Origin of the sequence: Streptomyces sp. GQFP, assembly GCF_021545335.1 — a bacterium.
Taxonomy (GTDB): domain Bacteria; phylum Actinomycetota; class Actinomycetes; order Streptomycetales; family Streptomycetaceae; genus Streptomyces.
Map to the genome: position 1 here is coordinate 5,431,842 of NZ_CP089312.1, position 22,931 is coordinate 5,454,772.

General features: G+C 71.7%; 13 protein-coding genes, 1 pseudogene and 1 riboswitch. Of the genes and pseudogenes, 7 read left to right on the plus strand and 7 right to left on the minus strand.

The features are described 5' to 3' along the window. The first annotated feature begins 87 nt into the window (after positions 1–87). A riboswitch (cyclic di-AMP (ydaO/yuaA leader) is annotated at positions 88–244 on the plus strand. Between the two features lie 12 nt (positions 245–256). Both LUX31_RS24155 and LUX31_RS24160 read left to right on the plus strand, forming a co-directional pair. Beyond that, entirely contained in the window at positions 257–1,327 is a 1,071-nt protein-coding gene (locus LUX31_RS24155; RefSeq protein ID WP_235477044.1) for a M23 family metallopeptidase, read from the plus strand. A gap of 94 nt (positions 1,328–1,421) precedes the next feature. Next, positions 1,422–1,602 (plus strand): annotated as a pseudogene (locus LUX31_RS24160) (aldo/keto reductase); the annotation flags it as partial. A 163-nt stretch (positions 1,603–1,765) separates the two neighbouring features. Here the strand turns inward: LUX31_RS24160 and LUX31_RS24165 are convergent. The 4 genes from LUX31_RS24165 to LUX31_RS24180 all read right to left on the minus strand — a co-directional run bounded on the left by LUX31_RS24165 (position 1,766) and on the right by LUX31_RS24180 (position 7,021). Next, positions 1,766–3,184 carry a PrsW family glutamic-type intramembrane protease gene (locus LUX31_RS24165; protein ID WP_235477046.1) on the minus strand — a complete coding sequence of 473 codons (1,419 nt, stop codon included), beginning with the start codon at positions 3,182–3,184 and terminating at the stop codon, positions 1,766–1,768. An 84-nt stretch (positions 3,185–3,268) separates the two neighbouring features. Beyond that, positions 3,269–4,024, minus strand: a complete 756-nt coding sequence (gene trmB, locus LUX31_RS24170; protein WP_235477047.1) for a tRNA (guanosine(46)-N7)-methyltransferase TrmB — start codon at positions 4,022–4,024, stop codon at positions 3,269–3,271. A gap of 180 nt (positions 4,025–4,204) precedes the next feature. Further along, positions 4,205–5,419 (minus strand): L-2-hydroxyglutarate oxidase, encoded by a 1,215-nt coding sequence (lhgO, locus tag LUX31_RS24175; protein WP_443045993.1) that lies wholly within the window; start codon positions 5,417–5,419, stop codon positions 4,205–4,207. 177 nt (positions 5,420–5,596) lie between these two features. After that, positions 5,597–7,021, minus strand: a complete 1,425-nt coding sequence (locus LUX31_RS24180; protein ID WP_235477049.1) for an MFS transporter — start codon at positions 7,019–7,021, stop codon at positions 5,597–5,599. An 870-nt stretch (positions 7,022–7,891) separates the two neighbouring features. Here LUX31_RS24180 and LUX31_RS24185 point away from each other — a divergent pair. Continuing rightward, positions 7,892–10,060, plus strand: coding sequence for an asparagine synthase-related protein (locus tag LUX31_RS24185; protein ID WP_235477050.1), 2,169 nt, complete (start codon positions 7,892–7,894; stop codon positions 10,058–10,060). 160 nt (positions 10,061–10,220) lie between these two features. After that, complete coding sequence (locus LUX31_RS24190; protein WP_235477051.1) at positions 10,221–13,565, plus strand: BTAD domain-containing putative transcriptional regulator; 3,345 nt, start codon at positions 10,221–10,223, stop codon at positions 13,563–13,565. 16 nt (positions 13,566–13,581) lie between these two features. Here LUX31_RS24190 and LUX31_RS24195 read toward each other — a convergent pair whose 3' ends face one another. Together LUX31_RS24195 and LUX31_RS24200 are read right to left on the minus strand one after the other, a co-directional pair. Then, positions 13,582–15,570 carry a sigma-70 family RNA polymerase sigma factor gene (locus tag LUX31_RS24195; RefSeq protein ID WP_235477052.1) on the minus strand — a complete coding sequence of 663 codons (1,989 nt, stop codon included), beginning with the start codon at positions 15,568–15,570 and terminating at the stop codon, positions 13,582–13,584. Positions 15,571–15,757: 187 nt separating this feature from the next. Beyond that, positions 15,758–16,549 carry a TetR/AcrR family transcriptional regulator gene (locus tag LUX31_RS24200; protein WP_235477053.1) on the minus strand — a complete coding sequence of 264 codons (792 nt, stop codon included), beginning with the start codon at positions 16,547–16,549 and terminating at the stop codon, positions 15,758–15,760. Positions 16,550–16,929: 380 nt separating this feature from the next. Here LUX31_RS24200 and LUX31_RS24205 point away from each other — a divergent pair, with 380 nt between their 5' ends. The 3 genes from LUX31_RS24205 (at position 16,930) to LUX31_RS24215 (ending at position 21,209) form a co-directional block, all read left to right on the plus strand. Next, positions 16,930–18,321, plus strand: a complete 1,392-nt coding sequence (locus LUX31_RS24205; RefSeq protein WP_235477054.1) for an NAD(P)/FAD-dependent oxidoreductase — start codon at positions 16,930–16,932, stop codon at positions 18,319–18,321. Between the two features lie 228 nt (positions 18,322–18,549). Next, positions 18,550–20,223: a SpoIIE family protein phosphatase gene (locus tag LUX31_RS24210; RefSeq protein WP_235477055.1), complete on the plus strand. Its 1,674-nt coding sequence runs from the start codon at positions 18,550–18,552 to the stop codon at positions 20,221–20,223. Between the two features lie 92 nt (positions 20,224–20,315). Beyond that, positions 20,316–21,209 carry an IS982 family transposase gene (locus LUX31_RS24215; RefSeq protein WP_235477056.1) on the plus strand — a complete coding sequence of 298 codons (894 nt, stop codon included), beginning with the start codon at positions 20,316–20,318 and terminating at the stop codon, positions 21,207–21,209. 82 nt (positions 21,210–21,291) lie between these two features. Here LUX31_RS24215 and LUX31_RS24220 read toward each other — a convergent pair whose 3' ends face one another. Next, positions 21,292–22,869, minus strand: a complete 1,578-nt coding sequence (locus LUX31_RS24220; protein ID WP_235477057.1) for an IS1182 family transposase — start codon at positions 22,867–22,869, stop codon at positions 21,292–21,294. Positions 22,870–22,931: the final 62 nt, after the last annotated feature.

Here is a 22,931-nt window from a genome sequence, read left to right on the forward strand (position 1 = left end):
AAGGGGAACGGCTTGGAATACGGGGCCCTGGTCTATTAACGTTCGATAACGCAGCGCGGTCGTCCCAGCCGTCACAAGAGTCGGCTCCGCGCGCACGCGCCGAATCCCGCGAGGGAACCGGGGAACCACCAACTTGGGGTGAATCGCTCGTCCGCCGCCGTGGCGACACGGCAGGTATACGCGCGTAGGAGACCTTCCTGCTCCGAACCCGTCAGCTAACCCGGTAGGCGAGAAGGAAGGAAAGGAGCACGCCCACGTGGCGTCAAACCCGGCCGCCCCAGAGGCCCCGTTCGTACCGAGTCAGCGTGGCAGCGAGACCGAGGACGGGAAGATCCCGACCTTCGGCTTCGGCAGCCGTCGCACCGACGAGGGCCCCTGGGAGGAGTGGAATCCCAGCGCGGACACCACTCGTCCGGTTCGCGGTCGGCACCGCGTCGGCAAGCAGCGCGGCGGCGGAGGACTCGCCCGCAGCTCCACCGTTCTCGGCGTCGGCGTCATAGCCGCTGTCGGCGGGGCCGGTATGGCCACCGCGCAGACCGGCAAGCCGCCGGTCTCCATCTCCATGCCCGACCTGGCCTCCGTCGGCTCGCCCTTCGCGGGCGAAGACGAGGCGGACGCCGAGCCCCAGGGCTCCCCCAACGCGCTCAGCAGCGTCGGGGTCACCTCCGAGGAGACCGAGCAGGGCACCAGCGACGCGGGTGAGGCCCTGCGCGCCCGCATCATCCTCCAGGCCGAGCAGCAGAAGGACCAGGCCGAGGCCAAGATCCAGCAGGCCGCCCAGGACGCCGCCGCGAAGAAGGCCGCCGCCGAGGCCGCCAAGGTGAAGCGCGAGGCCGCCGCGAAGGCCGCCGCCGCGAAGAAGAAGGCCGCCGAGGAAGCCGCGGCGAAGCTGGAGGCAGCACGGCTCGCCGAGCTTGCCAAGCAGTACACGCTGCCCACCTCCTCGTACACGATCACCTCGACGTTCGGCCAGGCCGGCTCGCTGTGGTCCTCCGGCTACCACACCGGCCTCGACTTCGCCGCTCCCACCGGTACCCCGATCAAGGCGGTCCACACCGGCACGATCACCGAGGCGGGCTGGAGCGGCTCGTACGGCTACCGCACGATCCTCACCCTCGAGGACGGCACCGAGATCTGGTACGCCCACCAGTCCTCGATCAACGTCAGCGTCGGCCAGAAGGTCAACACGGGTGACGTGATCGGCCGCGTCGGCGCCACCGGCAACGTCACCGGGGCCCACCTCCACATGGAGGTCCACACCAGCAGCTCCGACACCGCGGGGATCGACCCGATGGCGTGGCTGCGGAGCATGGGCCTCAACCCGTAATCCCGTAACACGCGTGTTCCCTGGCTCCGGCCGTTCACACAACTTTCGTGAACGGCCGGAATCAGTGCGTCCGGGGCGGGCGTTGACGTTGAGCATGACTGCTACGGCTCTTCGCAAGCTCGGATCATCGGACCTGGAGGTCTTCCCGCTCGCCCTCGGCGGCAACTTCCTCGACACCGCCGACTCCTACTCGGCTGGTGCGTGCGGCTGGGTGCGCGGTGGGGTGGGGCGGCTTGGGGTGCTGTGTATTCGGCGGCTGGGTGCACGGTAGGGGAGAGGGTCGGGGCCCCGCTCTGCGGCGGAGCGTGGTCTGTCGCTCCAGCCGCGACGGCCCCTCGTCCGTCGGTCGGGGGTGTGGTGCCTGCGGCCGGCCGCACGGAGGGGACGGCGTCGGTGTCGCCCCGCCCCGCGGCCCGGGTGTGATTCGGACGGCAGGGGCTAGGAGCGGTACGGGTTGTACGTCGCCGGGTACGGGGTCGTCGGTCCGTACCCCTGCTGGCCGTACGGCTGATGCGTGTACGGCTGCTGGGCGTACGGCTGTTGCCCGTACGTCGGCCAGATGACCGGCGGGGCCACCAGTACCGGCGCCGGGGCGATCGTGCGGGCCGCGTGGTCCAGGGCCGGGCGGGCCACCGCCCTGCGCTCCCACAGCGCGCCCAGCAACTCCTGTTCCCGGACGACGAAGTCGGCGCGCGCCCGGCCGAGGCGCCCCCGGTGGCGCAGGAACGCCAGCGAGGTGGCGTACGCCTCGTACTGCGCCACCGCACGCGCCGCGGGCCGGCCCAGATGGCGGCGGGCGTACTCGCGGGCGAGGCGGCGGGCGCGCATCGAGCCGAGGGCGTACGGCTCGGCCGGGGCCAGCCAGCCGGCCTGCGCGTACGCCGGCAACTCGGCGCGCACGGTACGCAGTTCGCGCTGCCGGGTCCAGATGACCAGCCAGGTCAGCAGCCCGAACGCGGGCACCATGAACGCGGCGTACACCGCGAAGAACCCGTACTCCCCTAAGGACGACGAGCCGTTCCAGAGGGCGTGCATGCTCATCGCGAGCAGCAGCCCGGACAGCGGCAGCAGCACCCGGCGGACGTGCTGGCGCTCGCCCGACAGCGCGGAGATCCCGAAACCGATGCCGGTGAGGACCGTGAACAGGGGGTGCGCGAACGGCGACATGACGATGCGTACGAAGAAGGTCGCCGCGGTGACCGAGGCGATACCGCTGTCCCCGGTCAGCTGGTCGGTGCCGAAGGCGGTGCCGAGATAGAGGATGTTCTCGGTGAAGGCGAAGCCGGTCGCGGTGACCCCGGCGATGACGACCCCGTCGACGATCCCGGTGAAGTCACGCCGCCGGAAGAGAAAGATGAGCAGTACGGCGGCTGCCTTGGCCGACTCCTCGACGATGGGCGCTATGACGGTCGCGCCGAGGGTGTCCGCACTGGACGGGTCGGCGGTGGCGGTCGCTATCCATCTGGTCGCGAAGCTGTTGGCGACGATCGCTATCAGGGCCGCCGCGCAGGCGCCCCAGGCGAACGAGAAGACCAGGTTCCGCCAGGGCCCCGGCTCGACCCGGTCCAGCCACCGGAACGCGGCCACGAGCAACGGCACGGGGAACACGGCGAGCCCGAGCCCGACCAGGAACCCCTCGGTGCCGGTCTGTTCGCGGACAAGGGCGAGGATGACGAGCCCGGAGAGCGCGAGCAGGCTGCTCAGCGCGCCGTACCGCACCTTCCCCCAAGCCCTCGGCTGCGCTCGGCCCCGGGGGGACCCCCATCGCTGCCACCAATGCGCGTGCCGCAGCGCCCCGCCGGCGGGGCCTTCGGTGGGGCCGCTGGGGTGCGTCGGGTACGGGGGAAAGGTGGCCACGGCATTGACCCTAACGGCCGGTGCGTCACGAGCGCTGAGGCTCGTGGTTCTACGAGTTGCTGTAGCTCGTGCTCTACGCCTGCTCTACGCCTGCTCTACGCGGCGGAACAGCAGGTCGTTCACGACATGTCCCTTCTCCAGTCCCTGGCCCTCGAAACGGGTCAGTGGCCGGAACTCCGGACGTGGCGCGTAACCGCCCCCGGGCAGGGTGTTCTCGAACTCCGGGTGCGCGTCGAGCACTTCGAGCATCTGCTCGGCGTACGGCTCCCAGTCGGTGGCGCAGTGCACGAGCGCGCCGGGCCGCAGTCTGCGGGCGACGAGATCGAGGAACTCGGCCTGAATCAGCCGCCGTTTGTGGTGGCGCTTCTTGGGCCAGGGGTCGGGGAAGTAGACGCGCAGGCCATCGAGGGAGTCGGGGGCGAGCATCTCGCGGAGCAGGATGATGGCGTCCCCGTTGGCGACGCGGATGTTGGTCAGGCCCTGCTGGTCGGCGAGGTTGAGCAGGTTGCCCTGGCCCGGGGTGTGCACGTCGACGGCGAGGATGTTGGTGCCGGGGTCGGCGGCGGCCATCTGCGCGGTGGCCTCGCCCATCCCGAACCCGATCTCGAGTACGACGGGCAGGTCGTTCCCGAACAGCTCGCCGAGCTGGAGGGCGTGGCCGTCGATGTCGAGGCCCCACTTGGGCCACAGCCGCCGCAGGGCGTCACCCTGCCCGGCGGTGACGCGGCTGCGCCGGGGCTGGAAGCTTCTGATCCGCCGCTCGAAATGCGACCCGGCGGGATCGGCCTGCGGCCCACCGGGAAACCTGGGGGTGCCCTTGGGGCGAGAAGAGTCAGACACAGTGGCCCCAATTTACTCGCCCCCGCCGCCCCTACCCATTCCCATCCCCTGGGGTCGTCCTCAAACGCCGGACGGGCTGGTTTGTCAGCCCGTCCGGCGTTTGAGGACAAAGGGGGTTCGGGGGCAGCGCCCCCGAGGATGGGACGGGTAGGGGCGGCGGGGGCGAAGAAAAGTCCCGTCTCACCCGCCCAGCACAGCCAACGCCCGCCGAGCCACCTCCCGCCCGATCGGCAGCGAAGCCGTAGCCGCAGGCGACGGCGCGTTCAGCACATGCACCGCCCGAGCACCCTCCCGAATCAGAAAGTCATCCACCAGCGTCCCGTCCCGCAGCACCGCCTGCGCCCGAACCCCCGCCGCCGCAGGCACCAGATCCCCCTCCGACACCACCGGCAACAACCTCCGCACCGCCCGCGCGAACGCCCTCTTCGACACCGACCGCCGCAGCTCTCCACCCCCGTACCGCCAGTGCCGCGCAGCGATCCGCCACGTCCCGGGCCACGCCACCGTCGCCCCCAGCTCCCGCACCCGCACGGTCCCCCACCCGTACCCCTCCCGCGCCAGCGCCGGCACGGCATTGGGCCCGATGTGGACGCCCCCGTCGATCCCCCGCGTCAGATGCACCCCGAGGAACGGGAACGCCGGATCCGGCACCGGATACACCAGCCCCCGCACCAGCTCGGGCCGCGCCAGCGTGAAGTACTCGCCCCTGAACGGCACGATCCGCATCCCGGGATCGTCACCGGTCAGCCGAGCCACCTCGTCGCAGTACAGCCCGGCGCAGTTGACGAGCACCCGCCCCCGCACGACCTCGCCGCCCCAGGGCCCCGCCGTCCGCACGGCCACCCCGAGGTCCGGCCGCCGGTCGACGCGGACGACCCGGGCGCCGTACCGGATCTCCGCCCCCGAGGACTCGGCCAGCTGCCGGGCGACCGCCACGTAGTCGCAGATCCCCGTCGTCCCCACGTGTATGCCGGCGAGGCCCCGCACCTCCGGCTCGTACTCCCCGATCTGGGCAGGCCCCAGTTCCCGTACCGGAATGCCGTTCTCCCGGCCGCGCTGGACGAGGGCGTGCAGCCGGGGCAGTTCGTCCCGCTCCGTGGCGACGATCAGCTTGCCGGTGACGGCGTGCGGGATGCCGTACTCCGCGCAGAACTTGACCATCTCGGCGGCGCCCCGCACCGCGTACCGCGCCTTGAGCGACCCCGGCCGGTAGTAGATCCCGCTGTGGATCACGCCGCTGTTGCGCCCCGTCTGGTGCCTGGCCGGCCCCGACTCCTTCTCCAGCACCGTCACCCGCGTACCCGGCGCGGCACGCGTGATCGCATACGCCGTCGACAGCCCGACGATCCCCCCACCGACCACGAGCACATCACAGTCGTACGCCACCACCGGCACCACCTCCCACCCCGATAGTGCACTGCACCACTGACAGCCACTTCAAACACCGGGAACAATGACGGGCCTAAGGGGCGCGGGGAACTGCGCGACAAGCCACACACAACCCGCAGCCCCAAGATCACCGAAACCAGGCAGACGGGAAGGAATCTCTTACATCTCTTACATCTACTAGATCTACGCCGGAGTCATCAGCAACGGTCGAGCCCGCTCCCGCAACTCCACCACCCGGGGTTCATCCCCATACGGCTCCAACCGATGCAGAAGATCCTTCACGTACTCGGTGGTGCGCGCCGAGGAAATGCGCCCCGCAACCTCCACCGCCCGCACCCCCTGCTCGCACGCCGCATCGAGATTGCCCGACTCGAGCTCGGCGACCGCCGAGACGACGAGCCGCAACCCGTGCGAGCGCACGAACTCCTCCGTCGGCTTCGACAGTGCCTGCTCCGTGAAACGGCGGACCTGACGCGGTGCCTTCAGATCGCGGTAGCACTCGGCGGCGTCGGCGGCGAAACGGTCGTACGAGTAGAAGCCGAGCCAGGACGGGTCGTTGTCGCCGTCGCGGGCCCGCTCCAGCCACCCCTCCGCGGAGCGCAGCGCCGCGCCGGCCGCGTGGGCGTCACTCGCGCGCGCGTGGGCCCGTGCCTCGACCAGCCGGAAGAAACTCATCGTGCGGGCCGTCGCGAGGCCCCTGTTGCGCTCCAGGGCGGCCTGGGCGAGGTCGACGCCCTCGTCGCCGAAGCCCCGGTAGGTCGCCTGGAGAGACATGGAAGCCAGGACATAGCCCCCAAGGGGTACGTCCGCCGCGGCCCGCGCCAGCCGCAGCGCCTGGATGTAGTACCGCTGGGCGGCCTCCTGTTGACCCGTGTCGAAGGCCATCCACCCGGCGAGGCGCGTGAGTTCGGCGGACGCCCCGAACAGGGCGCGTCCCACCTCGTCCGAGTACGAGCCCAGCAGCAGAGGCGCCGCCTCCACCCGCAGGCACTCGGGCACCATGGACGAACGCCAGTCGCCGCCCCCGTACTTGGAGTCCCAGCGCCGGGCGTCCTCCGCGGCCTCCCGCAGTTTCTGCACATCGCTGTGGCCGACTTTCAGCGGTGCCCCGGAGCCCTCGGAGGGGCTTGCGTCGCGTGCCACCGAACTGTCGGCCGGGGTTATCAGCCACCGTGAGGCAGGCGTTGCGTATGCGCTCACTGCGAACGATCCGGCGAGCGACTGCCAGATGCCGCCGGAGCCGGCGCGGCGGCCGGCGAGGTCGAGACGGTAGAGGTCGGTGGCGGAGCGGACCGCCTGTCCGACGTCCCGGGGGAAGGCGAGGCCCACCTCGGGTGCGGGATCCGCGTCCGCCAGGCCGATCTCGTGGAGCGGCACCGGACGGCCGAGCTTCTGGCCGATGGCGGCCGCGATGAGGTGCGGCGCGGCGCCCTGCGGCACCATGCCCTTCGACACCCAGCGCGCCACCGACGTCTTGTCGTAGCGAAGAGTCAACCCGCGTTGAGCGCCAAGGTCGTTGACGCGACGCGCGAGTCCTGCGTTGCTGATTCCCGCGAGGGCGAGAACGGCGCCGAGTTTGTCGTTCGGCCCGCGTTGCTCCCTGGACATGCGCCACCCCTCGACACAGACGGCTGCCGCGCTGGCATAACCACGCGGCATTCGTAAACCCAGCGTAGTTCGCCGCATCCCAAGCGTTAAGAGGCATTGTTCCGGATGGCGGGATTGTGGTCCGTACGGAAGTTCTGGGGATGTACGCACCGTTGCGACGTGCCCCCGCTGTGTGGCCGTGCGCCCGTGCGTGCGCTCTTCTCCGGCCACGGCGGGAGCGCTTCCATGGATCCTGCGTGGGTCGGCCCGCTGTACTGGATCCAGTGGGCTGGGGGACACCGCCGCCTACATCCCCGCGGGCGGCGGACCGGTCCGGGAGGCGACATCCGCCTCCCGGACTGTGCGTGTGCTCTGCGCTCCGCAGAGCCTGTACGGAGCGTGTGCGAACCTGTCCCGGCTTCGCCAACTTGGCCGAAAACAGACCCCGTCCTCCCAGGGCGATTACCCCTCCCACCATGGAAATTGAGGGCGCGTGGGGCGTCTTGGGGGAGCGTAACGGGGGCGCATTCAGGTCGCGGTGTCGGGGGCGAACTCCCTGGGCGACGGGTGTCGGCGGGTGTCGACGGGTTGTGAACTTCCCGTCGGGGTCCGGCGATTGCCGATGTCCCTGTACCAATATCCCCGCGCCGAAGCCTCCCGATCCCCTCATCGCCCCCTCATCGGAATTCCTTGATCCAAACCTTGAAGTCCCTTGAACCACGCGTGCGTTCGTGGCCGCGCGGGCATGTTCCAGGGGGTGCACAGGAGTTCGCAGGGGCGCACTTCGGGGAGCGCGAGCGGCTCTGCCGTCCCTCCCAGGCGCTTCCTTCATGGCAGCATGGTGCCGAGTTCGTACGGTGCACTGGTTGTCCACAGCCTGTGGAGGCGTCGATGCGGTGGTTGGTGGGATGGAGCAGCACCGCAGCTGTGGCCGCCAAATACGCGACCGGGCCTGCGGGCTACGCGGCCGACGGAGTCGGGAACGGCACCGGAGTCGGGGCCGGATACGCGGCGGGCGCGACCGGCTACGACGGTGAGACGGTCCACCCGGTCGGCTCTCAACTCCTGTGGGGAGACCCCGATCCGCTCTGGGCGGTCGGCGACTGGCGCCCCGACGAGGTCCGCGTCGTGCGGGCCGACGAACAGACGCGCATAGCGGTGCTCGGCACCTGCGGCGCCACCGACGAGCAGCTGCGGGTCGCCCTGTTCGCCGCCCGCGGAGGGGCACTTCGCCATCTGACGGCCTGGCCGGGCAGCTACACGGCCATCGTCCAGGTGGGCCGCCGGCTCATGGTCTGCGGCGACCTGGCGGGCGCGCGCCCGGTGTTCTACACCCCCTGGGCGGGCGGCACGGCCTACGCGACGGCGGCCCTCCCTCTCGCCGACCTCATCGAGGCCAACCTCGACTTCGGTCACCTCGCCGCGCTTCTCGCGGCCCCCGACGTACCGGCCGCGTTGCACGACTCGACGCCTTACGACGGCGTGCGGCGCATTCCGCCGGGGCATGCGCTGATCCTGCGCGCCGGGGCGCGTGAGATCGCCGGGTACGAGCCGGTGGCCTCCCTCGCGGTCGCGGCGGCCTCCGTGGACCCCGACAGCGCGGTGGACGGGGTACGGGACGCGCTGGTCGAGGCGGTACGCGCCCGGCTGTCCGCCCCTCGCCATGTGCCCGACGCCAACATGGACCCCGGTCCGGTGCCCGGAATGGGCCCGGCGGAACGGCGTGCCGCGCGCGGAATGCCCGTACCGGGGATAGGGGCTGACCTCTCCGGCGGCCCGGCCTCAGGAACTCTGGCCCTCCTCGCGGCGGGCCTCCCGGGCATGCCGGGGACGGTCCTCGGACACGGCACGGGCGCGGGGGAGCGGCTGCTGGCGGTGACCTTCAACGACCTGGCGGTGGGCGGGCGCGAGGCGGAGCTGGAGCGGGCGGGGACGCTGGCGGCGAACCCGCGCCTGCACCACGTAGTGGTGACAGGCGAGGAGGACGTCCTGCCGTACGCCGACCTGGAGGGCCCTCTGACGGACGAGCCGGGCCCGAGCCTGGTGACGGCGGCCAGGCACAGGGCGAGATTGGCGTCAGGCAGCGCGGACCACTTCACGGGCTACGGCGCCCGCCAGGTCCTGGACGCCCACCCCGCCCGCCTCGCCGACCTCCTCATGGACCGCAAACGACGCCACCTGGTCCGCCCGGTGGCGGCGCTCGCGAAGGCCGACGGCTCGGTGATGGTCCCCGCGCGCGTGTACGGCGCCGCCCGCAAGCTCGCCCGTACGCCCTACAAGGCGGGGATAGAGAACCTCGCCGACCGTCTGATGCAGCGCCGTTTCGAGGAGCCCGGGGGCGCGGTCGGGGCCTCACTGGCAGCCCTTACCTGGGCCAGACCGGGTCCTGCCGCGCGCTGGCTGACCGGTGAGGCGCTGGCTGAAGTATCGGTTCGCCTGAACTGGGCGACGGACCGGGCGGGCGCCGGCGTCGGCCCCGGCCAACGCCCGGGAGACTTCCGCGCGCGGGCGGCACTGGCCCGCCAGGCGGCGGACGTACGGGTCCTGGAACAGGCGGCGGAGATCCGCTTCCAGCGCCTGCACACGCCGTTCCTGGACAACCAGGTGGTGAGGGCCTGCCGAGCCCTCCCGGAGGCCCTACGGGTCCAGCCAGGCGCCAGAGCATCCATCCTCCGTACGGTCCTGGAAGGCGCCGGCGTGGCGGACCTACCCCCCGGCTGGGGCGCACCGTCGCACGCCTCGACGGCAGCGGCGTCGCGAACGGGCCTACGAGTATCAGTGGACCATCTGATGACCCTGTTCGACACACCTCTGCTGGCGGAGGCGGGCCTGGTGGAGGCAAGGGTGGTCCGCAAGGCCCTGCGCGCCGCCGCAGAGGGCGAGCCCCTCCCCCTGGACGGCCTCGCTGACCTGGTCTCCCTGGAGGTCTGGCTACGCCGCCTCCTCTCCCGCCGAGGCACCTGCTGGACCGGCACCCCGGCCCGCCAACGAGCCGTACCAGCGGGAATCACCCCCCAAAGGGGGGCGTTGGGAGCGGGCGCGGGAGCCCACAGGGGGTGAGCCCCTAAACGCCGGAGGGGCTGGATCATGCCGGCCGGGGCTTGATCTTTCAGCCCGTCCGGCGTTTGAGGACGAGCGCGTTCAGCGCGACAGGGGGGTCTGGGGGCGCAGCCCCCCAGGGATGGGAACGGGTAAGGGCGGCGGGGGCGAGAATAGGCCCGTGCGGTACAGAATCCTGGGTGTCACCCAGGCCCAGGACGACCACGGCACCGCCATACCCATAGGCGGCCCCCGAGTACGAGCCCTCCTCACCGCCCTCGCCCTCCGCCCCAACCACACCACCACCCCCGAAACCCTGATAGACGAGGTCTGGGCGGACACCCCGCCCAAGGACGCCCCCGCCGCCCTCCAGGCCCTCATCGGCCGCCTACGCCGCACCCTCGGCAAAGACACCATCACCTCGGACCCCGGCGGCTACCGCCTCGCAGCGACCCGAGACGACATCGACCTCCACGTCTTCGAACACCTCGTACGGCAGGGCAAGGCGGCCCTGGACCACGCCGACCCCACGACCGCCGCGCGCACCCTCTCCGAGGCCCTCGCCCTGTGGCGCGGCCCAGCCCTGGCCGACCTCCCCGACCGCACCGCGGCAACCCGCCCGGAGGCCCTGCGCCGCGAGGCGACACACGCGCGCGTGGAGGCGAACCTGAGACTCGGCCGAGCAGCCGACGCCGTACCGGAGCTGCAGGAACTGACGCAGGCCCACCCGTACGACGAACCCCTGCACGCCCTCCTCATCCGCGCCCTGCGCGACACGGGCCGCAGCGCGGACGCCCTCGCCGCGTACGAGACGGCCCGCCGAACCCTGGCGGACGGCCTGGGCACGGACCCGGGCCCGGAACTACGGACCCTGCACAAGGAGTTGCTGACCCAACCACCCCAACCACCCCAGAGGGCCGCCCCCGCCCCCACCCAACACCCCCACAGCAACATCCGCCCCCGTCTGACATCTTTCGTCGGCCGGGAACCCGAGATCGAGGCCATCCGTTCGGATGTGCACAGGACCCGTCTCGTCACCCTCATCGGACCGGGCGGTTCCGGAAAGACCCGTCTCGCCGAGGAGGCCGCCGCCGGCCTCCCCCAGGCGTGGCTCGTCGAGCTGGCCCCGCTCGACCGGCCGGAGGCGGTGCCAGGCGCGGTGGTCAGCGCGCTCGGTCTGCGCGAGACCGTGCTCATGACCACCGAGCTGACGACCCCGCAGGACGACCCGCTCGCCCTGCTCATCGAGTACTGCGCCCCGCGCAGCCAACTCCTGATCCTTGACAACTGCGAACACGTCATCGACGCGGCGGCCGAACTCGCCGAAACCCTGCTCACCCACTGCCCCGGGCTCACGATCCTCGCCACCAGCCGTGAACCCCTGGGCGTCCCCGGCGAGTCGGTGCGCCCGGTCGAGCCCCTGCTTCCCGACCCGGCCCGCCGCCTCTTCGAGGAGCGCGCCGCCGCCGTACGCCCCGACGCGGACACCGCCCTCCGCGACACCGAGGCGGTGGCGGAGATCTGCCGCCGGCTCGACGGACTGCCCCTGGCCATCGAGCTGGCCGCCGCCCGGCTGCGCCTGCTCACCCCTCGTCAGATCGCCGACCGCCTGGACGACCGCTTCCGCCTCCTCACCTCCGGAAGCCGCACGGTACTGCCCCGCCAGCAGACCCTGCGCGCGGTCGTCGACTGGTCCTGGGACCTGCTCGACGAGCGGGAGCGTACGGTCCTGCGCGAGGTCTCCGTCTTCGCGGGCGGCTGGGACCTCACCGCCGCTGAGGCGGTGTGCGGCGGCCAGGCGGCCGACCTCATGGGCGCCCTCGTGGACAAGTCCCTGATAGTCGCGACCCCGCACGGACCCGATGCACGCGAACCCCATGAAGGCGACGCGCCCGGCACCGAGCCACCCGGCATGCGCTACCGCCTCCTGGAGACCATCCACGAGTACGCCACCGAGCGCGCCGCCGAGGCCCCCGAGCAGCGTGCCGCCGTCGAGCGACGGCACCGCGCGTGGGTGCGCGCGCTGGTGGAGGAGGCCGAACCACTGCTCCGCTCCACCGAACAACTTCCATGGATCGCCCGCCTGGAGACGGAGCTGGACAACATCCGGGCGGCCCTCGACCGCTCGATCAGGGACGGCGACGAGGAGGAGGCCGCCGCCCTGGCCCTCGCGATGGGCTGGTTCTGGTGGCTGCGCAACTTCCGCCGGGAGGCCATGGAATGGCTGACGCGGATAGTGAACCTGGAGACTCCCCCGGAGACGGAACCGGAGACGGAACCGGAGACGGCGGCAGACCCCCAGCCCCGACACACGAACCCCCGCGTGAACCCCCGTGTGAGCCTCCGGATGAACGTCCGCATGTACTACATCTTCCTGGCCATCGACGCGGACCCCATCGCCACACCCCGAGGCGAGCACTGGCACCAGCGCGTCGCCGAGGTCCGCGCCCACTTCGAGGGTGGCGGCCCGGAAGCGGCCCGGCTCCCGGGCCTCGCCTGGCCGCTCACGATCCTCGCCGACGCCGACGGACCCGGCTCCCCGCCCCCCGACGGCACCGGCACACCCCGCCCCAGGCTCCCGGACGTAGCCGCCGCCCTGGACACGGTGATCGCCAACTGCCGTACGCACGGCGGCGACTGGGAGGTCGCCGCGAGCCTGATGTTCCGTACGCACATGGTCGTCGACTCGCCCGGCGGCCTGCTGGGCCGGGGCGTGGACGACGACCTCGCGGAGCTGCGCGTGCTCAGCCGCCGTGTCGGCGACCGCTGGCTGCGGGCCCAGGTGTGCAGCGCGGCCGGCGAGGCCGCCATGGCGCGTGGCGTCTTCGAGGAGGCCGAGGGGGAGTACGAGGAGGCACTGCGGCTCGCCCGCGAGGTGGGCGCCCACGCCGAGGCACCTTTTCTGATCGCGCGCCTCGCCGAGATCGCCTACCGCGAGGGCGACCGCGTCAGGGCGCTGGCCGCGCTGGACGAGGCGAGTGCGGCGGCCGACCGTTCCGGGGTGGCGGACTCCCGGGCGTTCGTCCTGCTGCTGCGGGCGCAGCTGGCGCTGGACGACCAGGATGTCGCCGGCGCGCGGGCGATGTGCGAGCGGTCCCGCGCGGAGATCGCCCGGGGCACGCCCCCGCCGCAGTTCATGGCGGGGCTGAACGCGATGGACGCCCTCGTCATGGCCGAGGAGCACGGTCCGGAGCGGGGAGTGGCGAAACTGACCGCCACTCTGCGCGAGGCCGTGGCGCGGGGCTGCGCCGAGGTGGTCACGGCGGCGATCGTGGACGCCATGGCGGGACTGCTGGCCCGCCTCGACGACCTGCCGCGCGCGGTCCGCCTGCTCGCCGCCTCCGACAGCTGGCGGTGCGGCCGCCCGCGCCCGATGCCGGAGCGCGCACGGGCGGAGGAGACGCAGAGCAGGGCCCGCACCACCTTGGGAGCGGAACGGTACGAGTCCGAACGTACGACCGGATCGGCACTCACCGTGGACGACGTCCTCCACGAACTCGCCCAGCTGGACACCCCGGCCACCTGAGCGCCCGCCACCGCCGTCACCGGCACATGAACTTGGACTCCGCCCAGTCCGCGAGCGCCACCGAGTCGAGCGCCGAGTGGGGCTCCACGACCAGGCGGATCGTCTTGCGCCCGGTGAGGTCGACATGGACGGGCACGGCCTTCTGGCCGCCCTGGATCAGCTCGGACCGCCACATCCGCTCCCCGTCGGCGAAGACCGAGAAGCGGACCTGGCCGAGGCCCAGCGTCATGTCGTCGACACCGACCAGGGCGTCGTACGAGGCACAGTCGCGGTTGAGATCGATGGTGACCGAGGACTCCCCGTGGACGGTCACCCCGTGCTCGTACTGCTTGTCCGCGATCGACACCCCCCACCGCTGCCACACCCAACTGCTCTCGCCGAGCCGCATCTCGGGCTTGGTGCCGTCCCCGAAGACGCCGTACTCCAGCTCGTTCCACTGGTAGTCCGCCGGGGCGGGCGGTGGCGGGGGAGCGGGCGGCGTCGGGGTGGGAGTGGGCGTGGGAGTCGGTGTCGGGCTGGGCGTCGGAGTCTGTGTGGGTGTGGGTGTGGGACTCGGAGTGGGCGTCGGGGACGGAGTCGGTGTGGGGGTCGGGGTGGGCTTGGGCGCCGCGGCCGGTACCAGGGCCGGGGGCGCGGGATCGGGCGTCGTGGGGGTAGGACTCGGGCTCGGTGTCGGTGTCGGCGCCTCCGGCGGGACCGCCGGCACGGACGGGGACGAGGACGGCTGGGCGACCGACTTCTTGGGAACCTCGTCGCCGGCCAGCGCGAACACCACCGCCGCGATCCCCACGGCGACGACCCCCGCCACGATCCCCGCCTTCACCGGCGCGCCCAGCCCTTCCGAGGCCGCCGCGCCACCACCGGTCCCGCCGGACGACGAACCGCTCGCCGCGGCCGCCGCGCCGCCGACGCCCACCGCACCCGCTCCGGCGCCCCCGGCGACCAGCGCGGCCACCTTGGCGTACCCGGCGGCGCCGAACCAGCCGATGACCGCGATCGGTACGACGGCGGGGATGCCGCTCGCGACCTCCTTGATCTGGCCCGCGGCCAGCCGGCACTTGGCGCACTCCTCCAGGTGCTTGCGCAGCCCCCGTTCGGCACGGGTGCGCAGGCCCCCGCGCGCGTAGGCGCCGAGCCGGTCGGCGTAGCGGGAGCACTCCTCGTCGGTGGCGAGGGTGGCGCTGACATGGGCCTGGAGGTAGGCCTGCTTGAGCCCTTCGCGGGCCCGGCTGGCGAGCACGCGCGTGCCGTTGGCGTCCAGCCCGAAGAGGGTGGCGACCTCGCTCGGCGACTCGTCCTCGACCTCGGTGTGCCACAGCACGGCCTGCCACCGCTCGGGCAGCGACCGGAACGCCTGCATGGCCATGGACTGCTCGGCCTCGTGCATCGCGCGGACGTCCGCGCCCAGGTCCAGCCCCGCTCCGAAGGAGCCAATGGACGCAGTGTTGTCGGACATCGTGGACAGCTCGGAGCCGCGCGAGGCCTGCGCCGCGAACACCGCGAAGTCGTCGACCAGTTGCTCGCGCTTCGCCGACGTCGTCCAGTTCGCGGCGACCCGGCGGACGCTGGTGAGCAGATAGGCGCGTACGGCGTACTCGGGCCCCGAGCCGCCGCGCACCGCCTGGAGCATGCGGGCGAAGACCTCGGCGGTGAGGTCGTCGGCGGTGTGGCCGTCGCGGCAGCAGGTGCGCGCGTACCGGCGTACGGCGTCGGCGTGACGCCGGTACAGCTCCTCGTACGCCGTGTCGTCGCCCGAGCGCATCCGCCCGATCAGGTCGGTGTCGGACGGCGGCAGTTCGATGGGCGGCGGCAGCACACTGTCCGCGCGGGGCGGCAGCACGCTGCCCTCGCGCTGCGCGGGGACGCTGTTCTCCGTCGGGTCGTCCAGGTACTCCGGGTACCCGGAGGCGGGTCCGCCCTGGCTCGGCACCTGGTGCGAGGTCAGCTCGCCGCCGGTCTCCGGGTCACCGTCACCGAATGACTCGTCCCGCCCGTCAACGCTCATCGCGGAAAGCCCCCGCCGCCTGCACAGCTGCCTGTGCATCGAGTCCCGAACACCGGGCCAGAGTGCCATATTGGCTTTTGTTCAGGACCCCCTGGGACGGACCAACCACTCGTCCGTGGGGACTTCCCGCAATGAGGTACTAGCGTTCACCCGAACGGGAGCCGCTCGGCCGACACATGCCTGGACGTCACAGGGGCCGCGACCGCAACCCCTCCAGCAGGATGTCCAGCAGCCGCGAAGAGGCCGCCGCCTGCTGCGCGGCGTCCGGCAGCGAGGGCGCGGCCGTCGCGATCACCAGCAGTACGTCCGACACCGACACGTCCGGCCGCAGCTCGCCCGCCTCGCGCGCCCGCTCCACGAGCCGGCCCACCACGTCGAGCAGCGCCGTCGCACCCGCGTCGTCCGCCAGAGCGGCAGCCGCGGCGTCCTCGGACACCAGCCGCAGCTCCCCGGAACCGGAACCCATGTGCTGGGACCGCTGCTGCGGCACCCGAGCCTCGTCGAAGCCGATGTCACCGGAGCCGGAGCCGGATCCGTCGTCGTCCGCGACGCCCACCCGCAGTATCTGCGGCGGCAGCAGCCGCCCGGCGCCGGAGGCCACCGACGTCCGCAGGAAGCGCGACAGCGCCGACCACGGCTCGTCCTCCTGCCCGAGCGCCGCACGGGCCTGGTCGGTCAGCCGAGAGGTCTCCTCCTCGGCTATCCGCCGGACCAGGACGTCCTTGCTCGGGAACCGCCGGTACACCGTGCCGACACCCACGCGCGCGCGCCGCGCCACGTCCTCCATCGGCGCGCCGTATCCCAGCTCGCCGAAGACCTCACGTGCCGCGCGCAGCACGTGCTCCAGATTGCGCTGTGCGTCCACGCGCAGCGGCGCCGAACGCGATCCCTCACCGCGTCCGTTGCCCGCCGCCGCGCTGATCGGTCCGCCTGGTGCGATGGCGGACGCGGTCGTCCAACGAGAATCCTGAATGTGCATATTGTTCCCCCGGTAATGACGTCTCCCCCCGGAGACTCCCCGCCATTGGCAGCCGGAGCGTGCGGAACAAGCACTGAACCACGGGCCCGCCCGTCGCAGAACGGGCCCGAAAGAGCGCATCCCCCTACACCCCGTCGACCTACGAACATAGTTGAGCGAGGGTCAATTCAGAAGGGGCACGTTCCGCACGGGGTGGCGCCCGATCGGAGTACGGGTCGGATACGTCCCGGTTGCGCCCCTTCCTGCCACCCGGCTCACACTCGCTGACCTGCGGTCCTGCCCCGCACGCCGGCGATTCGGGCAAGGTTGCGATCGACTGCCCGCCGGTCACACAAATTGTCGGGCCTGTGGACAAACGCCAGCGCTGGGTGCGTCATGGGATGGTGAAGGAACGTGCGCGCATTCTCGTTGTCGGCGGCGGCTACGTCGGGATGTACACGGCCCTGCGCCTCCAGCGGAAGCTCCAGCAGGAGCTGAAACGGGGCCAGGTCGACATCACCGTCGTCACGCCAGACCCGTACATGACCTATCAGCCGTTCCTCCCGGAGGCGGCCGCGGGCTCCATCTCACCGCGCCATGTCGTCGTACCGCTGCGCCGGGTGCTCGACCGGTGCCGGATCGTCGTCGGCGAGGTCACCGCGATCGACCACGCCAAACGCACCGCGACCGTGACCACCCTCGCCACCACGGAAGAGGGAACGGGCGCCGAGCAATTGACGTACGACGAACTCGTCCTCGCGCCCGGCTCGGTCTCCCGCACCCTGCCGATCCCCGGCCTCGCCGAACACGCCATCGGCTTCAAGACGGTCGAGGAGGCCATCGGCCTGCGCAACCACGTCATCGAACAGATGGACATCGCCTCCTCCACCCGCGACCTCGCGATCCGCGACGCGGCCCTGACCTTCGTCTTCGTCGGCGGTGGCTACGCCGGCGTCGAGGCGCTCGGCGAGCTGGAGGACATGGCCCGCTACGCCGCCCGCTACTACCACAACGTCCAGCCCGAGGACATGAAGTGGATCCTCGTCGAGGCATCGGGCCGCATCCTGCCCGAGGTCGGCGAGGAGATGGGCAAGTACACCGTCACCCAGCTGCGCCGCCGCAACATCGACGTACGCCTGGAGACCCGCCTCGACTCCTGCGCGGACCGGACCGCCGTCCTCAGCGACGGCGCCCGCTTCCCCACCCGTACGGTCGTGTGGACAGCCGGCGTCAAACCCCACCCGCTCCTCGCCGCCACCGACCTCCCCCTGAACGAGCGCGGACGCCTGAAGTGCACCGCCGAGCTGAGCATCGAGGGCACCACGCACGCGTGGGCCGCGGGAGACGCGGCCGCCGTCCCCGACGTCACCGCCACGGAACCCGGCAAGGAGACGGCCCCCAACGCCCAGCACGCGGTGCGCCAGGCCAAGGTCCTCGGCGACAACATCGCCCACTCCCTGCGGGGCGAACCGCTCGAAACGTACTCCCACAAGTACGTCGGTTCAGTAGCCTCCCTGGGACTCCACAAGGGCGTGGCACACGTCTACGGGCGCAAGCTGAAGGGCTACCCTGCCTGGTTCATGCACCGCGTCTACCACCTGAGCAGGGTCCCCACCTTCAACCGCAAGGCCCGGGTACTCGCCGAATGGACCCTGTCGGGGCTCTTCAAGAGGGAGATCGTCTCCCTCGGTTCGCTCGAACATCCCCGCGCGGAGTTCGAACTCGCGGCCGGTGGGAAGTCTTCTCAGAACCCGAACCAGAACCCGAACCAGGACCCGAAGGGGTCGTCCTGACCGGATCCAGGAACTCCACGGACCCGGCCGGCGTCTGAAGGATGTCGGCCCGGGTCGGCCCCACTGCCAGACTGGCTCCACACCTCGCCGCACATCCCGTCTCGCCCCTTCTCCACCCTCCTTCTCTCCACGAGGCTTTCCGTAAGTGCTGTATCTCCCGGGGGACGCCCCCCGTACCTCCGGCCGACCCGCTGCCGGCCTGTGCCGACGAACCCGAGGCAAGGATTCGTGAACTTCACGCGCTGGAGCGCCCGCCTTCCCGGAACGCAGCGCCGCGCCGCAGCGCGGACCGATCACACGATCACTCCGGACCGGCTGCCGGACCGGCTCGGCGAGGGCTCCGGCTCCGTCCCCGCCGCCCGCGCCGAGCAGCTCACCGACGAGGCGCCCTGCCTCCCCGCCGTCGACGACCTGCCCACGCGCGAGGTCCTCGACCGCATCCCGGCCCTGGTGGCCCTGGTCCACGGCCCCGACCACCGCGTCGCGTACGTCAACGACGCCTACGTGGCGGCCTTCGGCGTACGCCCCGAGGGCGCCCCCGCGCGCGAGGCGGCCCCCGAACTCGACGAACTGGGCCTGCTGCCCCTCCTGGACCAGGTCCTGCGCAGCTCCAAGCCCCGCACGGTCAAGTCCCGCAAGGCCCACAGCGGGCGCTCGTACACGATCACGTGCACCCCGGTCGACGTGACGGCCACTCCCGAAGGGAGTGGCGGCGTCCTCATCTTCGCCGCCGACGTCACCGACCACGCCGAGGCCGCCGAACGCCTGCGCGCCAGCGAACGCAGCCAACGCCAGACCGCGGTGACCCTCCAGCGCTCCCTCCTCCCCCAGGAACTGGAGGAACCGGACGACCTCCGCGTCGCCGCCGTCTACCAGCCCGGCGGCACGGAGGCAGCGGTGGGCGGCGACTGGTACGACGTCATCACCCTCGGCGGCGGCCGCACCGCCCTCGTCATCGGCGACGTCATGGGCCGAGGCGTCCGCGCGGCAGCGATCATGGGCCAGCTCCGTACGGCGGTCCGCGCGTACGCCCGCCTGGACCTCCCCCCGCACGAGGTCCTCCAGCTCCTCGACGGCCTCGCCACGGAGATCGACGCCAACCAGATCGCCACCTGCGCGTACGCCGTCCACGACCCGAACGAGGGCAAGCTGGTGTACGCCTCCGCGGGCCACCTCCCGATCCTGGTCCGCGACGAGAGCGGCGCCGTCCAGCGCGCCGACGAGCCCACGGGCCCGCCCCTGGGCACCGGCGGCTGGATGCACGCCTCGGGCTCGATCCCACTCACCCCCGGCTCCACGGCGGTGCTCTACACCGACGGCCTGGTGGAACGCCGTAACGAGGACCTGGACGAGGGCATCGCCGCCCTGGAGCGTGCCCTGTCGGGCGCGACGGGCAGCCCCCAGGTCGTCTGCGACCGCCTGGTCCGCTCGGCGGGCGTCACCGCGGACCACGACGACGACGTGGCCGTCCTGGTCCTCCAGCACCCGGCCCGCACCGGCCCCGACAGTGACCTGTTCCGCAACGCGGCCCTGGAACTCCTCGGCGGCATCGAAGCGGCCCCACGCGCGCGTGCGTTCGCCTCCGGCGTCCTGACGAGCTGGCGCTTCCCGACGGAGTTGCACGACGTGGGCGTCCTGGCGGCCAGCGAACTGGTCGCGAACTCCCTCCAGCACGGCACACCCCCGATGCGCCTGCGCCTGCGCCGCACCGACCGCCGCCTCATCGTCGAGGTCACGGACGGCGACGACCACCTCCCCCTGCGCCGCACGGCGGAACCCGGCGACGAATCGGGCCGGGGCATCGCCATCGTCGCGACGATCGCCACGAGCTGGGGCTCACGCCGGACACCGGGTGGCGGGAAGGCGGTGTGGTGCGAGTTCGTGCTGCCGGGGAGCAAGTAGGCCGTAGGGAGGGCCCGCGCGTCCCCTAGACGAGTCATTCCGAATGTTGACGGTGCGTCCGGGAACGCAGACGGGGCGTCCAAGATCGTTGTGTGACGAACAACCTGGACGCCCTGCTGACCGCACTGTACGTGAAGATCGATGACGAGATCGGGGGTTCCCGGTGGCTTGGCCGGCCGCCGCGGCTGACGGATTCCGAGCTTGTCTGCCTGGCTGTCGCGCAGGCGCTGCTGGGCTTCACCTCGGAGTCGCGGTGGCTGCGGTTCGTGGACTCCCGCCTGGGCCAGATGTTCCCGTACGTGCCCAGGCAGCCGGGCTGGAACAAGCGGCTGCGGGCAGCGTTGCCGCTGGTCAAGAAGGTAATACGGCTGCTTGCCGTGGATACGGACTTCTGGTTCGACAACCACTGGATCGTGGACTCGACGCCGGTGGAGTGCGGCCGTTCGCGTCCGACGGTGAAGCGGTCGGACCTGGCGGGCTGGGCCGGATACGGGTACTGCGCCTCGCACTCCCGGTTCTTCTGGGGCCTGCGCCTGTTCCTGGTGTGCACTCCGGCCGGGATGCCTGTCCTGTGGGCACTGGCGAACCCGAAACTGGACGAGCGGGAGGTGCTGTCGGCGATGCTGGACCGCGAACCGCACCTGGCAACGGACCGGCCGGGCCTGCTGGTCATCGCGGACAAGGGCTTCGCCTCCAGGGAGTTCGAGGCCGATCTGGCCTTCCGGGGCGCGCAGTTGCTGCGGCCTTCTTTCCGCCGCGAGAAGAAGCGCAGGGGCGAGTCCCTGCTGAAGTCGGTGCGGCAGCTGATCGAGTCGGTCAACGGCACCCTCAAAGGCCAGCTCGATCTGGAACAGCACGGCGGCCGGACCTTCGAGGGCGTCGCCGTCCGCGTCGCCCAGCGCATCCTCGCGATGGCCGCCGCGATCTGGCACAACCACAAGACCGCCCAGCCGGTCCTGCGATCCCTGATCGCCTACGACCACTGATCACATCGGAATGACTCATCTAGAAGGCTGCTGAAAATCTTGTTGTGGGGCTGTCCGGCCGGAGGCCGGGCGGCTCTTTTCGCTATGCGGTGGCGGGGTTGAGGTGCCAGGTGGTGCCGGTTCGGGTGAGTCCGAGGTTGATCAGGCGGCGGAGGTTGAGGGCGGCGGCGCGGTGGTGGAGCCAGATGTTGTTGGCGATGATGCCGCGGTGCGGGGCGCGGCGGTTGCCGTTGGCGACGAGCCAGGCGATGGCGCGTTCGACCGGGGGCCGCCATCTGCGGTATTCGGCCTGCCAGACCGGGTCGGCCGCCTCTCGGCGGGCGGCGGTCAGCAGTTCGTGCTGGGGATGGATGCTGAGGGTGCGTCCGGTCTTGGAGGTGGTGCAGCGCCCGCGTAGGGGGCAGTCGGCGCAGAGGCGCTTGAACTGGGCGGTGCGGGCGCCGTCCGCTTTGGCCTGGCCGAGGTTGGCGGTGCGTCCGGCCGGGCAGGTTGCGGTGCCGGCTGCTGGGTCGATGCGGAAGTCGTCGATGGTGAAGCCGCCGGGGATCACCTGCCGCAGCGGCGGTGGCTTGATCACGAGGGTGTGGCCCGTGGCCTGCAACTGTTCGCGCAGGTCGCCGGTCCCGTAGGCGGAGTCGCCAAGCACGGTTAATGCGCCGTCCTCCCCGTCCAGCAGATCACAGGCAACGGCCGCTTCGTGGCTGCCGGGACCATGGCCGCCGGTGAGGGCGACGGCGGTGAACAGCCCGCTCTCCGGTTCGAAGGAGACGTGTCCTTTGAAGCCGTCCTGGTGGCGGGTGCGGTTTTTGTGGATGTGCCGGGCGTCCGGATCGACGGTGGACACCGTCCGGCCGGGCATGGTGCGCTGGGCGATGCGCCAGCGCCCGTCACGTCCGTCGGAGTCCTGGGCCGGTTCGACGTCCTGCCCGGCGACCAGGGCCAGCAGGCCCACCGCGTTCGCGGCCTTCTCGCCCAACTCCCGCTCGGGCAGGTGCCCGAGCAGGTTGAGGGCGTCGGTGACCAGAGCATCGACCAGCGCGGCGCGCGCCTGCTCGTCGTTCCAGGCGATCTTCGGTTTGCCCGGGTCGGTGTAGTCGTGCGCGCGGCAGTGCTCCGCGGCCACCTCCTGGGCTCCGGGGACCTCGCGGATCACCCGGCGGACGGCGGAGATGATCTGGGTGACGGTGTCCTGGGTGGCCACCGCGTCATCGAGGACGGTGGAATCCAGCGCCCGCCGCTGCCTGCCCTTCAGGACGCCGGTCGCGGCCACGACGTCCTTGACCTTGGTGAAGATCCGCATCGGATCGGCCGAGTAACGCAGACGGCGCCGGAAGTACGTCAGCAGCGACGGATCGAATGCCATGTCGTACAGGCCCAGCCCGCAGGCCGCCTTCCACCGCAGGTCACACCGCAGTTCCTGGACCGTCTCGAAGTCCGACAGCCCCTGCAGGCTCTGCAGCACCACGGTCGCGGCCAGGACCTGCGGCGGCAGACTCGGCCGGCCGTTGGACGAGGGATACATGTCGGCGAACATCGACGGTGGGAACAGTGCCTCCCGGTACTCGGCCAGGAACGCGAACACGCTCCCGGCCGGGATCAACTCCCGGCAGGTCTCCCACACATCCGGCCCGGCCATCTCCCCGGCCCATTCCCCCTGCATGCCCACAAGACTGGACCCGGCCCTGCCGGGCCGGGTCCAGAACCCGCAACATTTTCAGCAGC